At 72.3% G+C, this 12,980-nt stretch carries 12 protein-coding genes; 6 read left to right on the top strand and 6 right to left on the bottom strand.

Translation table 11 applies throughout. The annotated features are described in order from the left end of the window. Positions 1–95 precede the first annotated feature (95 nt). Positions 96–1,106 (bottom strand): MerR family transcriptional regulator, encoded by a 1,011-nt coding sequence (locus tag ACFQBR_RS22850; protein WP_330158124.1) that lies wholly within the window; start codon positions 1,104–1,106, stop codon positions 96–98. A gap of 322 nt (positions 1,107–1,428) precedes the next feature. On the opposite strand from ACFQBR_RS22850, the gene ACFQBR_RS22845 reads away from it, so the two are divergent. Further along, complete coding sequence (locus ACFQBR_RS22845; protein ID WP_344180939.1) at positions 1,429–2,196, top strand: DUF2306 domain-containing protein; 768 nt, start codon at positions 1,429–1,431, stop codon at positions 2,194–2,196. Between the two features lie 89 nt (positions 2,197–2,285). Here ACFQBR_RS22845 and ACFQBR_RS22840 read toward each other — a convergent pair whose 3' ends face one another. The 3 genes from ACFQBR_RS22840 to ACFQBR_RS22830 are packed head-to-tail and all read right to left on the bottom strand — an operon-like array spanning position 2,286 to position 6,863. Beyond that, positions 2,286–4,112 carry an alkyl/aryl-sulfatase gene (locus ACFQBR_RS22840; RefSeq protein WP_344180937.1) on the bottom strand — a complete coding sequence of 609 codons (1,827 nt, stop codon included), beginning with the start codon at positions 4,110–4,112 and terminating at the stop codon, positions 2,286–2,288. Next, complete coding sequence (locus ACFQBR_RS22835; protein ID WP_378554362.1) at positions 4,109–5,299, bottom strand: acyl-CoA dehydrogenase family protein; 1,191 nt, start codon at positions 5,297–5,299, stop codon at positions 4,109–4,111. Before ACFQBR_RS22835 ends, ACFQBR_RS22840 begins: the two co-directional genes overlap by 4 nt. A 7-nt stretch (positions 5,300–5,306) precedes the next feature. Then, the gene (locus ACFQBR_RS22830; protein WP_344180933.1) at positions 5,307–6,863 is read right to left on the bottom strand and encodes an AMP-binding protein; all 1,557 of its coding nucleotides are present in this window, start codon (positions 6,861–6,863) and stop codon (positions 5,307–5,309) included. 92 nt (positions 6,864–6,955) lie between these two features. Between ACFQBR_RS22830 and ACFQBR_RS22825 the strand changes: the two genes are divergently transcribed. Further along, positions 6,956–7,555 (top strand): TetR/AcrR family transcriptional regulator, encoded by a 600-nt coding sequence (locus ACFQBR_RS22825; protein WP_344180931.1) that lies wholly within the window; start codon positions 6,956–6,958, stop codon positions 7,553–7,555. 90 nt (positions 7,556–7,645) lie between these two features. Further along, positions 7,646–9,004 (top strand): MFS transporter, encoded by a 1,359-nt coding sequence (locus tag ACFQBR_RS22820; protein WP_344180929.1) that lies wholly within the window; start codon positions 7,646–7,648, stop codon positions 9,002–9,004. 102 nt (positions 9,005–9,106) lie between these two features. Here ACFQBR_RS22820 and ACFQBR_RS22815 read toward each other — a convergent pair whose 3' ends face one another. Further along, positions 9,107–9,394 (bottom strand): MerR family transcriptional regulator, encoded by a 288-nt coding sequence (locus tag ACFQBR_RS22815; protein ID WP_344180927.1) that lies wholly within the window; start codon positions 9,392–9,394, stop codon positions 9,107–9,109. A gap of 160 nt (positions 9,395–9,554) precedes the next feature. Here ACFQBR_RS22815 and ACFQBR_RS22810 point away from each other — a divergent pair, with 160 nt between their 5' ends. The 3 genes from ACFQBR_RS22810 to ACFQBR_RS22800 all read left to right on the top strand — a co-directional run bounded on the left by ACFQBR_RS22810 (position 9,555) and on the right by ACFQBR_RS22800 (position 11,477). Continuing rightward, complete coding sequence (locus ACFQBR_RS22810) at positions 9,555–9,983, top strand: Hsp20/alpha crystallin family protein (protein WP_344180924.1); 429 nt, start codon at positions 9,555–9,557, stop codon at positions 9,981–9,983. Positions 9,984–10,061: 78 nt separating this feature from the next. Further along, complete coding sequence (locus ACFQBR_RS22805; RefSeq protein WP_267945126.1) at positions 10,062–10,385, top strand: hypothetical protein; 324 nt, start codon at positions 10,062–10,064, stop codon at positions 10,383–10,385. Between the two features lie 819 nt (positions 10,386–11,204). Beyond that, the gene (locus ACFQBR_RS22800; protein ID WP_267950419.1) at positions 11,205–11,477 is read left to right on the top strand and encodes a MerR family transcriptional regulator; all 273 of its coding nucleotides are present in this window, start codon (positions 11,205–11,207) and stop codon (positions 11,475–11,477) included. Between the two features lie 78 nt (positions 11,478–11,555). Here ACFQBR_RS22800 and ACFQBR_RS22795 read toward each other — a convergent pair whose 3' ends face one another. Further along, on the bottom strand, positions 11,556–12,956 hold the full coding sequence (locus tag ACFQBR_RS22795) for a GH1 family beta-glucosidase (protein WP_344180922.1): 1,401 nt from the start codon (positions 12,954–12,956) through the stop codon (positions 11,556–11,558). Positions 12,957–12,980: the final 24 nt, after the last annotated feature.

The following is a 12,980-nucleotide window of genomic DNA, read 5'->3' as shown; positions in this document are numbered from 1 at the left end:
AGCCGCCGTTCGCGGCCCCGCCCCGGCGGTGTGCCGTTCCCCGGCACACCGCCGGTGCCTCACCCGTCCTGGGGCGGGCGCACGGGTCGGGCGTCTCAGGCGCCGTCGTCCGGGGCGCGCATGGCGTCGGCGATCCAGGCGTAGGGCAGCGTGTCCTCCTCGGGCCCGGTCCCGTTGACCACTGTCACCAGGGACAGGTACCGGCCGTGGGTGTCGTCGTAGACGGGGTCCTCGGAGGCGGCGTCCTCCTCGGCGATCTGGCGCTCGATGTCGGGGAGCCGCCGGTAGGCGTCGGCCATCCGGTTGCGGATCTCGGGGGTGAGCGCTGTGTCGGCGGACACCGCCGTGACCGCCTCCATGAAGCGCGTGACCACCGCCTGCGCCCAGGGGGACCGGGGGGACTCACCGGCGCGGTAGGCGGCGAGGACCGCCTCCACGAGCGGTCCCCCGCTCTCGTAGATGAACTCCTGCATCGGCTCGGTCGCCATGGCCTGCCACTCGTCCGTGGTGTAGGTCTCGTGCAGGTAGGTGCGGACCGCGTCGCGGAACGCCGGGTCCCGCACCAGGTCGGCGAGTTCGATCCACGCCTCCAGCTGGGCGGCCGTGGGGTCGGCCGGCAGGATCGGCCGCATCGCGCGCAGCCGGTCGACGAAGCCGTCGGGGACGTCGAGGCCCTCCCCGACGTCGTTCCAGAAGTCGTCGATGGTCTGCTCGCGTTCCTCGTCGGTCATCGAGACGAGCTTGTGCATCAGGTCGGCCTGCGCGGTCGTGCCGCCCTGCCTGATCAGGGTCCGCAGCACCGCCCTCCTGGCCCGCAGGGTGCGCTCCTGGCGCTCGACGATCTCCAGGTGGGTGGTGAGCAGGTCGTGCAGGGTCGTGTCGCCTTCGAGCAGGCGGCGGATCTCGTCCAGGTCGGTGTCCAGATCACGCAGGGTGCGGACGAGTTCCAGGCGGGCGATGGCGTCGACGTCGTACAGGCGGTGGCCCGCCCCGGACAGGTGTGCGGGCTCGACGATCCCGGCGTCGGCGTAGAAGCGGACGGCGCTGACGCTCAGGCCGCTGCGGCGCGCGGCGTCTCCGATGGGGTACAGCTCGTTGTCGTTCATGGGAGCCACTGTGGTACCTCGAGCAGCTTGAGATGCAAGCCCCCGGGGCGCCCGGATCCGCGCGGAGGCGGCGGAGGGGAGGGGGAGGGCTTCGCGTACGGGACACCCCGTCCGGTCGACCGCCTCAGGGGCGGGTCCCGCTCCGCGGCCGCCCGCCGACGGCCCGGGAGGGAACTCGGTGGTTCTCACCGACGCGAACGACCGCACGGGGACGCGACTGTGTCTGTGACACGCCCTGTGCCACGGCGGGCGCCGTTCCGGCACCGGATCCCGCCCCCGACGCGGCCTGGGCACCTTCCTTCCGTCCTCAGTGGAGATGCCCGTGAAAGACCTGACGAAGTCGACCCGCCGCCGCTGGTGGTGGACGCTCTGGGGCCTGCTGGCCGTGTCGGCCGCCGCCGTCGCCCTCTACTCGGCGGAGCCCTACGCTGTCGGGGACGTGGAGCGCAACAGGATCCCGCTCGATCCCGGGGTCGCCTCCCACTACCTCTCCATCGCCGTGCACGCGATCCCCAGCTCCCTGGCGCTGCTCATCGGGCCGTTCCAGTTCCTCACCCGGTTCCGCGTCCGGTACCCGAGGGTGCACCGCGTCGCGGGTAGGGTCTACATGGTCTGCGTGGTGCTGGGGTCGATGGCGGCCCTGTTCGCCGCCGCCTTCTCCGTCAGCGGCTTCTCGGTGCAGGTCGCCTTCTTCATCCTGACGGCGGCCTGGCTCTACACGCTCGTCCAGGCCTTCCGGACCATCCGCCGCGGGGAGGTCGGGCTCCACCGGGTCTGGATGATCCGCAACTACGCGCTCACCTTCGCCTCCGTGAGCCTGCGGATCTACCTCGGTCTCGGGCTGGCGCTCCAGGCGAACTACTTCCCGTCCCTGACCTTCGACGACGTCTACCACGCGAGCGCGTGGGCGTCCTTCCTGGTGAACGTCCTCGTGGCGGAGTACTTCATCGTCCAGCGCGTGCTGAGGCCCGCGGCCCGCCGACAGGGGGCCGCGGGGGTCGCCCCCGCGTCGGCGGGGGACGGCCGCCGAGTCCCCGTGGACGCGGTCGGACCGGCCGGGAGCGGTTCCGGGGCACGGGACCGTACCTGAGGCCCGCGCCCCTCCCCGTACGCTCGCGGTCGTGCCGCCCCGGGCGGCGACGGTCCGGGGCGGGGACGGGGCTCCGGGCCGCCGCCCTTTCAGGGCCGCACCACGGCGAAGGCGGGGTCCGGAGCCTCCAGGGCGCCGAACAGCGAGCGGAGCACCCCGAGGTCCCCCTCGTGCCCGACGCCCCGGAGGTCCCGGCGGGTGATGACGCCGACCAGCTGCTGCCTCGTCATGGTGAGCGCCAGGCGCGCCCCCGGGTCGGGGGTGCGGTCCCGGTGGTGCACGAGCACCCCGTTGGCGAGGCGCAGGTGCCACACCGCGTCCTGGTCGACCAGGTGCAGGTCCAGGCGCAGGTCGAGGTCCCATGCCGCGGGGCCGTCGACCCGGACGGCGAGGGAGTCGAGCAGCTGGTCGACGCCGAGGGCCGCCAGCAGGCGGCCCCCGCCCGGACGGCGGGCCGGGCGGGGGCCGTGGACGAGCTCCTGTGCTCCGGTGAGGTAGTAGTTGCGCCACGTCGCGTTCTCGCAGGCGTGGCCGAGCGAGGTGTAGACGTCGGCCAGCCGCCGCCGCGCCCCCTCGTGGTCCGGCTCGGCGAAGACCGCGTGGTTGAGCAGGGTGGCGGCGAAGCGCAGGTCGCCCTCGCCGACGAGGTCGTCCGCGCGCGCGAGGGTCCCGCGGATGCCGCCGAGCAGGTCCACCCAGCGCCTCGACTCCTCGACCGGCGGGTGTTCCCACAGGTGGGCGGGGTTTCCGTCGAACCAGCCGAGGTAGCGCTGATAGACGCCCTTGACGTTGTGGCTCAGCGACCCGTAGTAGCCGCGGTTGGCCCACTGCCGGTCCAGGGCGGGAGGGAGCGTGAGCTCCTCCGCGATCTCCCGGGGGGTGAGACCCCGGTTGATCAGGCGCACCGTCTGGTCGTGCAGGTAGGCGTAGAGGTCGCGCTGTCCGGTCAGGAACCCCTCGATCCGGTCCGCGCCCCAGGTCGGCCAGTGGTGGGCGGCGAAGGCGACGTCGGTGCGGTGGCAGAAGAGCTGGACGGCCTCGGTGAGGTAGCGGGCCCACTGGTGCGCGTCGCGGACCTGGGCTCCTCGCAGGGTGATGATGTTGTGCATGGTGTGCACGGCGTTCTCGGCCAGGCACAGCGCCCGGTGCCGGGGGAAGTACATGTTCATCTCCGCCGGCGCCTCCGTCCCCGGCGTGAGCTGGAATTCGATGTGCACCCCGTCGACCACGCGCACCTGGCCGGTCCGGGTGATCGAGTCCGTGGGCTCGGCCAGGCCGATCGTGCCGTCGGCCAGGCGCTGTCCCAGGCCGCACCCCAGGTGGCCGGCGGGGGAGGCCTCGAGCGCGGTGCCGTACATGAACCCCGACCTCCGGGCCATCGCGGGTCCGGCGTAGACGTTCTCGGAGACCGCGTGTTCCAGGAACCCCTCGGGCGCGAGCACCGGGACGCCGGGCTCGGCGTCCGCGAGGACACCGTCCACGCCTCCGAAGTGGTCGGCGTGCGGGTGGGTGAGGACGACGCCGGTGACCGGGCGGTCGCCGCGGTGGGACCGGTAGAGCGCCAGCGCCGCGGCGGCGGTCTCGGCCGAGGTCAGCGTGTCGATGACGACGACGCCGGTATCGCCCTCGACCAGGGTCATGTTGGCCAGGTCGAGGCCCCTGACCTGGTAGATCCCCTCGGTCACCCGGAACAGGCCGTGCATGGACGCCAGGCGGCTCTGCCGCCACAGGCTCGGGTTCGCGGTGTCGGGCGCCGGCCCGTCCAGGAACGCGTACGCGTCGGCGTCGTACACCACGCGGCCGGCGGCGTCGGTGACGAGGGCCGGCTCGAGCGTCGCCACGAAGCCGCGCCCGGCGTCGCGCAGGTCCTGCCCGTCCTCGGGGGGAAGGCCCCCGCCCGGCTTCACGGCGGTCATGTCGCGCCCCCCGCGGCCCTGACCATCTCGCGGACGATGCCGTTGCGCTGGATCTCGGAGGCGCCGGTCAGCACGCGGAACATGCGCAACTGCCGCCAGATCACCTCCACCGGGGCGCCGCGCACCATCCCGGCCTTGCCGTGCATCTGCACCGCCCGGTCCGCGATGGCGAACGCGCGCTCGGCCACGAACAGCTTGCACATGAAGGACTCCACCCGGGGCCGCTCTCCCGCGTCGAGCAGGGCGAGGGCGTCGTAGGTCATCGAACGGGCCGCGTAGTAGTCGGTGGCCATGTCGGCGAGTGTGTGCTGGATCGCCTGCTTCTCCAGGAGGAGCCCGCCGGAGACGCTGCGCCCGGCGGCGAAGTCGAAGGCGAGGCCGATCGCCCGCCGTGCCGCGCCGAGGGCGGTGGGGCAGTGGAGCAGGCGGTTCGCGGTGACCCGCCCGAGGCTGATCCGCATCCCCTGCCCCTCCTCGCCGAGCAGGTTCTCGGCGGGTACGAAGCAGTCGTCGAGGACGACGTCGCTCTCGATGTTCTGCCCCGACAGAGGCACCTGCCCCGGGCTCACGCGGCAGCCGGGGGAGTCCAGGTCGACGAGGAACGCGGAGTAGGACTCCTCGGAGCCGGCCATGCGGGCGACCAGGATCGAGAAGTCCGCGAAGGTGCCGCCGGTGCTGAACACCTTGTGCCCGGTGATCCGGTAGCCGCCCGGCACCGGGGTCGCGGTGGTGCGCATGCGGCGTACGTCGGAGCCCGCGTCGTCCTCGGTCATGGAGAAGCAGCACGCCCGCTGCGCCCTGACGACCGGCAGCAGGTACTTCTCCCTCTGGTACTCGGTGGCGTGCTCGAAGATCGCGCCGATCCGCAGGGGCCCGCCCATGTCGCCGAGCACGCTCGTGGCCAGCACGCGCCCGGAGGCGCCGACCTCCTCCTTGAGCGCCGCCAGCTCCGTGTAGGACAGTGCCCGGCCGCCGAGGTCCTCGGGGAGGTGGATGCCGTAGAAGCCCAGCTCCCGGCTGCGCCGCCACACCGGTTCCAGCTGGGAGCGGTGCAGCGGGGTCTCGGGCGCCAGCCCGAGGTCGTCCTCGTAGGCGGCGAGCTCTCCGGACAGGTAGTCCCGGAGTCCGCCGACCAGCGCGTCGAGGCGCGGGTTGTCGTGGTACGTCGGCTGAAGCATGAAGGCCATGGGTCGCTCACCCCACCTGTCGCTCGGAGCCGGCCCATGCGCGCCGCCGGAGCGCGCGCCGGTCGATCTTGCCGTTGCGGTTGCGCGGGATCCGCTCGGCGAACTCGACGATGCGGGGGAGCTTGACCCGGGACAGCCGGGTCGCGCAGAACTCGCGCAGCTCGTCCCCGGTGGCGGCGGCGCCCGGCCGGAGTGTCACGAACGCCTTGACGGTCTCCCCCCAGCGTTCGTCGGGGACTCCCACGACACAGGTCTCGAAGACCGCGGGGTGCTCGTAGAGGGCGGCCTCCACCTCGGTGCAGTACACGTTGTAGCCCCCGGAGATGATCATGTCCTTCTCGCGGTCCACGATGAACAGGTAGCCGTCCCGGCGGAAGAAGCCGAGGTCCCCGGTGCGCACCCACCCGTCGCGGAACGTCTCGGCGGTGGCCTCCTCGGCATGGAAGTACTCCCGGACGCAGTCGGGCCCGCGTGCCAGGATCTGGCCGACCTCGCCGGCGGGGAGCGTGTTCCCCCCGTCGTCGACGACGCGGACCTCCGTGTCGAAGACCGGGCGCCCGCAGGAGAGCAGCAGCTCGGGGTCGGACTCGATGCCCCGCAGTACGTCCTCGGAGGTGAGGAAGGTGATCGCGCTCGTGGTCTCGCCCTGCCCGTAGCCCTGGTTGACCACGGGGCCGAACAGCTCGACGGCGTCGCGGAGGCGGGCCGGGCTGACGGGGGCGCCGCCGATCGTGACGCTGCTCAGGCGGGACAGGTCCCGGCTGCGCGCGGTGGGCGAGGCCAGGACCATGTTGAGCATGACCGGCACCAGGAAGGTGTGGGTGACGCGCTCGCGCTCCAGGACGTCGAGGTAGGCCTCGGTGTCGAAGGCCGGGAGCACCACGACGGCGGCTCCGCGGAAGAAGCAGCCGAGGATCCCCATCCCGCTCGCGTGGGTGATCGGCCCTGGGGCGAGGTAGACCGACCCCGGGCCGGTGGAGCCCTGCGGGTTCATCGCCAGCTTGCGCATGTTGGACAGCCTGTTGCCGACCGTCTGGACCGCGGCCTTGAGCGTGCCCGTGGAGCCCGAGGTGAAGTTCAGTACCGCAGGGCTGTCCTCGTCGAGGTCGACGGCCACCGGTCCGGGGTCGCCCTCGGCGAGGAGGGCGGCGTAGCCCAGGGCGTCGCCGGCGTCTCCGTCGAGGACGACCACGAGACAGTCGGGGGCGCGGGAGTCGACGATCGCGCGCACGGTCGGGAGGTTGGCCGCGTCAACGAGGACCAGCCGCACCCGGGCGTCCAGGAGGACGTGCTCGATCTCGGCCGCCGCCAGTCGGGTGCTGACCGGCACCCGGAGGCACCCCGCCTTGCAGAGCGCCATCTCCGCGACGACCAGCTCCCCGCGGTTGCCGGACAGGGTGGCGACCGCCGTGCCGGGCGTGCAGCCGCGCGCGAGCAGGGCGGAGGCCAGCCGGTTGGCCTCCTGTTCGAGGGCGAGGTAGCTCCAGCGCCGGTCCCCGGACACCAGGGCCTCCGCCTCCGGCCAGTGGCACGCGCTGCGGGTGAGGTAGCTGCCAAGGTTCACGGTCCCTCCAGAGGTCTTCGAGCGAACACCGAGATACTAGACACGATGTCCAGGAAGTGTCCAGGGGTGTCGGGCGTTGCTAGAAAGACCCCATGACAAACGAGGATCGGCGCACACTCCGCACCCGGGCCGCACTGCGGGCGGCGTTCGTCTCCCGGGTGCTCGCCGACGGGTACGCCGGGGTCAGGGTGGAGCACATCGCGGCGGCGGCCGATGTCGGGAGGGCGACGTTCTACACGCACTTCCGCGACAAGGAGGCGCTCTACGACCACGTGGTCGAGGTCGTCCTGGGCGAACTGCGGGAGCGGATGGCCCCCGTCGACCGGGAGGGCGTCGGGTTCACCGGGTGGCCGGTGGCCGAACTCTTCCGCCACGCGGCCGAGCAGCCGGACGTCTACCGCCTGATCCTGCGAGGGGAGGGCGACGGCCGCGGGCTGCGGGCCCTGGTCGAGGCGTGGACCGAGGCGGCCCACGACATCTTCGCGGAGCGGGCCAGGGCCCACCGCATCCGCCCCCGCGTCGACCTGCGGGTCGTCGCCCGGGCCTGGGTCGGCGAGCAGGTCTCGGTGCTCCTGTGGTGGCTGGAGTCGCCGGCGCCGCGCCCGGACGTGGAGCAGGTCGTGGAGACGCTGGTCGAGCTGTCCCGGCGCGGGCGCTACTGGGCGACGGGCTTCGACTCGATTTCCGACTAGGGGGTTGTGTGGTGCCGGTCACCCACCTTATGTTCTGGACACCTCGAACGTTATTGGTCGTTGTGTCCAGGAAATGAGAGGGTGGGTCCCTTGCCGTCACACCGAAGGCTCCTCCACGAGTACCCCACGGGCGCCCGGCGACGGCTGCTGGTGGCCGTCGTCGTCCTGGCGCTGTTCATCTCCGCCTACGAGGGGCAGCTCGCGCCGGTCCTGCCCCTGCTGCTGGCCGACCTCGGCATGTCCCTGGGCGCCTACGGGCAGATCACCGCCGTGTCGCTGCTGTTCGGGGCCGTGTCCGGCTACCTGGGCGGTGAGCTGGTCGACCGCGTCGGCCGGGTCCGCGTGGTGGTGCCGCTCATGTTCCTGTCCGCGGCGGCGTGCCTGTTCATGGCGCTGTCGCAGTCGGTCGCCCACTTCACCGCCGCGCGCATCCTGCTCGCGTTCGTCGAGGGCATGGCGGTGGCCGGCACCCAGCCGCTGATCCGGGACTTCACGCCCCGGATGGGCAGGGCCCAGGCCTTCGCCTTCTGGAGCTGGGGGCCCGTAGGGGCGAACTTCTTCGCGGCGGCCGTCGCCGCGCTGACACTCGACCTGTTCGACCACTCCTGGCGCTCGCAGATCTTCCTGATGTCGGGCGCGGCCTTCGTCGGGGCGACGATCGTCGCCCTCACCCTGCGCGACCTGGCTCCGGGGCTGCGGCGCACCATCCGCATCACCGAGCGGACGACCGGCGTGAGCGGGGCGCCGGCGGGTGGGAGCCGTCTGCGGCCGCTCCTGCGCCGCCGCGTCGTCTGGGCGCACGTGGCCGCGATGTCGCTGCTCTACGTGCTGCTCGCCACCATGAACGCCTACGGCCAGACCATGCTGGTCGACCACTTCGCCATGACGGTGCGCACGGCGTCCGCGATCGTGATGTCGTTCTGGGCGGGCAACCTGGTGGCCGGCCTGGTCTTCTCCCGGCTCTCCGACAGGACGCAGAGCCGCAAGCCGTTCCTCATCGGCGGGGCACTGGCGGCGACGCTGCTGCTCGGGGCACTGGTCCTCACGATGGGCGTGGGCGCGTCCGCCTCGCGGTTCCTCCTCGTCGTGCTGCTGACCGGTGTCGGCATCTCCCTCGGCGCCGTCCTCGGGCCGTGGATGGCCAGCTTCTCGGAGTACACCGAGGAAGTGCACCCGGACGTCCAGGGGCTGGCCTTCGGCCTCAACCACTTCGTCAGCCGGCTGTTCATCCTCGCGGCGGTACTGCTGGCGCCGGCGGTGGCCGCGGCCGGCGGCTGGCAGGTGTGGATGGCCGTCACCCTGGTGACGACCTGCGCCTTCGCGATCGTCGCCACGCAGGTCCAGGGCAGTGTGTGGCGCGCCCCCCGCTCGCCGGCGGCGGAGGGGGCCGGTGCGGCGACCCCGGCCCCCGGCGAACCCGGGAGCCTGCGGGGGGTGTCCGGCTCGTAGGGGGCGTCGGCCGTGACGGGCCGGTGCGGAAGGCGTGGGCCGGAGAGGGGGAGGGGCGCCGCCGCGGACCGGCCGCGGCGGCGGGGCCGGGGGCAGGCCTCCTCAACCTTCCCCGGGAGGGCCGTCGCGCAGGCGGGTGTTCTCCTCCTCCAGCTCCAGGATCCGACCGATCCCCGTCAGGTTCACCCCCTGGGCCGCCAGCTCGACGACCCGTCGCAGCCGGACGATGTCGTCGTCGCTGTACATGCGCGTGCCGCCCTCGGTGCGCGCCGGGGCGACCAGGCCCCGCTCCTCGTAGGAGCGCAGGCTCGGTGGTGCGACCCCCGCCATCCGGGCGGCCACGGAGATCGTGTACAGGCCGCGTGCGGTACCCGGCCGCGGTTCTGCCATCAGCACGTCCTTCCTCGCCGAGCCATCGGTGCGCCCTCCGACCCTACCTCCGGGCTTGAGAAAACCTTTATCGGACACAGTTGTTTATCTCCCGTGTCCTGAGGTATAAAACCTGCGTCATCTCGCATCAGGTTTTCTAGTAGGGACAGAGGAGGTTTCCATGATGCTGATGCGTACCGACCCCTTCCGGGACATCGACCGCCTCACGCAGCGGATCCTGGGGGAGGCGTCACGACCGGCCACCATGCCGATCGACGCCTACCGCGAGGGCGATGACTTCGTCGTCTGCTTCGACCTGCCGGGGGTACGCGCCGACTCCATCGACCTGGAGGTCGAGCGCAACGTGCTCACCGTGACCGCCGAGCGCCCCGACGCCGTGCGCGACCGCGAGGCGGTGGTGGTCGCCGAACGCCCCTCCGGCACCTTCTCGCGGCAGCTGTTCCTCGGTGAGACGCTGCAGACCGACGCCATCCGGGCCGACTACGCCGACGGTGTCCTGACCCTGCGCATCCCGGTGGCCGAGCAGGCCAAGCCGCGCAAGATCAGCGTCGGCCAGGGCGACGGCCGGCCTCGCAGCATCGACGCCTGAACCCCCGGCGGCCCGGCTCCGGCCGGGCCGCCCCCTGAGCAGTGTCCGTTCCCCTCTTCTCAGGAAGCAGTGAACCGAATGCCTTCCACACTCCGCAGGACGCGCGCGATGGCCGAGCACATCCAGCGCCACGACCACCGAGAGTCGACCCATCTGGCGTGCGTCCGCTTCTTCCGCGCGCTCCGGGCCTACGAGTCCGCCTGGGGGAGCACGCCAGGACGGCTCCGCCAGGCGCTGGAGGACCTCAGGAGCGCCACCGCCGACCTCACCGGCGACCCCGAGGCCTTCCGGCGCGCGTTCCGGGACCCCCGTCACCGGGGCGCGCCGCACAGCCTCGACGAACCGCTGGCCGAGCAGCTGCGGACGTTCCTGGAGGCCCCGGCCTACGCGGGGGCGGGCTGAGGCGCCGGCTCCAGAAAACCTGCCCACAGGGCGAGCCAAAATCTCCATCGGCCAGAGTAGACATGCGCTGGGGCCGCTGATACATTTCCTGTCGTAGCCACAGGGATCCACGAGGTGGACCACCGGAAACGCCGGTGGAGAGCAGGATCGGCGTCCCGCCGACACGGGAGACGCCGGGGTAGTGGGGAAGGACGCGGTAGGGCTCGACCGGTACGGAGATGTCGGACAGTACCGGGGGCCGGTAGGACCGCAGTGGCAGTAGCGGTGTCCCGCCCGTGGGGGACCGCGCAGTAACGAAGCAGGTCGGCTCGACCGGTGCGCACGTGCATCAGGGCACCGGCAGCCGGTTGGACCGGCGTCCCGTCTTCGCGGGGGACGCCGTGGCGGTGAAGAAGGACGCGGTAGGGCTCGACCGGTGCAGAAGACGTTGGACGGCACCGGGGGCCGGTAGGACCGCAGTTGCAGTACCGGCGCCCCCTTGTACGGGGGCGCCGCAGCAGGAGTGAAGTGCACGCAGTGAGAGCGAGAGGAGTAGATGCCATCGAGGATCGCCCGGGTGTGGGTTGTTCCGCTCGGGTACCGCAGGCCCCGGTTCGGAAGAAGGTGGTCCACGGTCACACAACCGCGATCCCCGCGTTCCCGTTCCAGTTCCACATCGGGAAGCGGAAGACCGGCAGCAGCCGGTAGATGGTATTGAACTCTCGGACCCCAGCGCCGTTCGGCGCTGGGGTCCTCGGCGTGCGATGAGGAGAGAAAGAGAAACGCTTGACCAGTTCCGGAACCAACCGGTTCGACGATGACGACTACCCCGCCTACACCATGGGCCGCGCCGCGGAGATGATCGGCACCACGCCGGCCTTCCTGCGCGCTCTGGGCGAGGCCCGGCTGATCGAGCCCCTGCGCTCGGCGGGCGGACACCGCCGCTACTCCCGCTACCAGCTCAGGATCGCCTCCCGCGCCCGCGAACTCGTGGACGAGGGCACCCCGATCGAAGCCGCCTGCAGGATCATCATCCTGGAGGACCAGCTGGAGGAGGCGCAGCGGATCAACGAGGAACTCCGCACCTCCGGAGGCGGGCCGCGGACCGACTGAGCGGTCGCCGACCCGGAGGCGCCCGGGACGGCACGGACTCACAGGACCGCTCCTGGGAGCCCGTCCCGCCCGGTGGCCTCACCCCGTCCGGCGCTCCCGGTGTGCCCGCACCACCTGCCGGTACCAGTGGTAGCTGTCCTTGGGCGTGCGTGCCAGCGTCTCGTAGTCGACCGACACGATGCCGAACCTGCGGTCGTACCCGTAGGCCCACTCGAAGTTGTCGAGCAGGGACCAGACGAAATATCCCCGCACGTCGACTCCGGCCGCGACGGCGTCGGCGAGGGCCGACAGGTGGTCCCGCAGGTAGGCGACCCGGTCCTCGTCGTGCACGCGTCCGTCCGCCGCGGGTACGTCCGGCTCCGCCGAGCCGTTCTCGGTGATGTAGACCGGGGGCAGCTCCGGATACCGGCGGTGCAGGTCGAGCAGGAGGTCGGTGAAGGACTCCGGGACCACGGGCCACCCCATGGTCGTGTGGCGCACCCCCTCGACCGGGACCTGTTCCACTCCGATGTCGACGGCCGTGCGCGTGGCGGCGTCGGGCAGGGGCGCATGGCGCACCCGTACGGGGCGGTAGTAGTTCAGTCCGACGAAGTCCAGCGGCTGGGCGATGGTCGCCGCGTCCTCGGGGGACCGGTAGCTCCCGTCGGCCATGGACCCCCAGGTGGCAGTCTCGTTCCGGGGGTAGTGTCCGCGCAGCAGCGGGTCCAGCCACACCCGGTTGTGCAGCGTCTCGGCGCGGTCCACGGCCTCCGCGTCCTCGGGCGAGTCCGTGGCGGGGATGAAGCGGTCCGGATTGAGGGTGATGCCGACCTCCGCCGCGCGACCGTGCCGTGCCGCGGAGGCGCGCAGTTCCCGTGCCGCGAGACCGTGGGCCAGCAGCAGGTGGTGCGCGGCGGCCAGGGCGGGTGTGCCCTCCCGGGTCCCCGGTGCGTGGCGGCCCACCGCGTGGCCGACGAACGCCGAGCAGTGCGGCTCGTTCAGGGTGATCCAGCGCTGCACCCGGTCGCCCAGCCGGTCCGCCACCACCCGCGCGTACTCGGCGAAGCGCTCGGCGGTGGCGCGCACGCGCCAGCCCCCCTCGTCCTCCAGCGCCTGCGGGAGGTCCCAGTGGTAGAGGGTGGCCACGGGTTCGATCCCGGCCTCGCGCACGGCGTCGACGAGGCGGTCGTAGAAGGCCAGTCCCTCGGGGTTGACCGCTCCCTTCCCGGTCGGCACGACCCGGGGCCAGGCGATCGAGAACCGGTAGGCGTCCACCCCCAGCTCCCGGAGGAGTGCCACGTCCTCCGGGTACCGGTGGTAGTGGTCGCAGGCGACGTCACCGCTCTCGCCGCGGGCGACGCGGCCGGGCGTCCGGCAGTAGGTGTCCCAGATGGACGGTCCGCGCCCGCCCACGTCGGCGGCGCCCTCGATCTGGTAGGCCGCCGTCGCGGCCCCGAAGACGAAGCCGGGCGGGAGGGCGGGCAGCTCTGGCGTGGTCATGGTGTGTCTCCGATGGCTGTGTGC

It is taken from the genome of Nocardiopsis tropica (assembly GCF_042660575.1).
In the GTDB taxonomy this organism is placed as follows: domain Bacteria; phylum Actinomycetota; class Actinomycetes; order Streptosporangiales; family Streptosporangiaceae; genus Nocardiopsis; species Nocardiopsis tropica.
The sequence above is the reverse complement of the archived record's forward strand: the minus strand, read 5'-3'. Positions and strand labels throughout refer to the sequence as shown.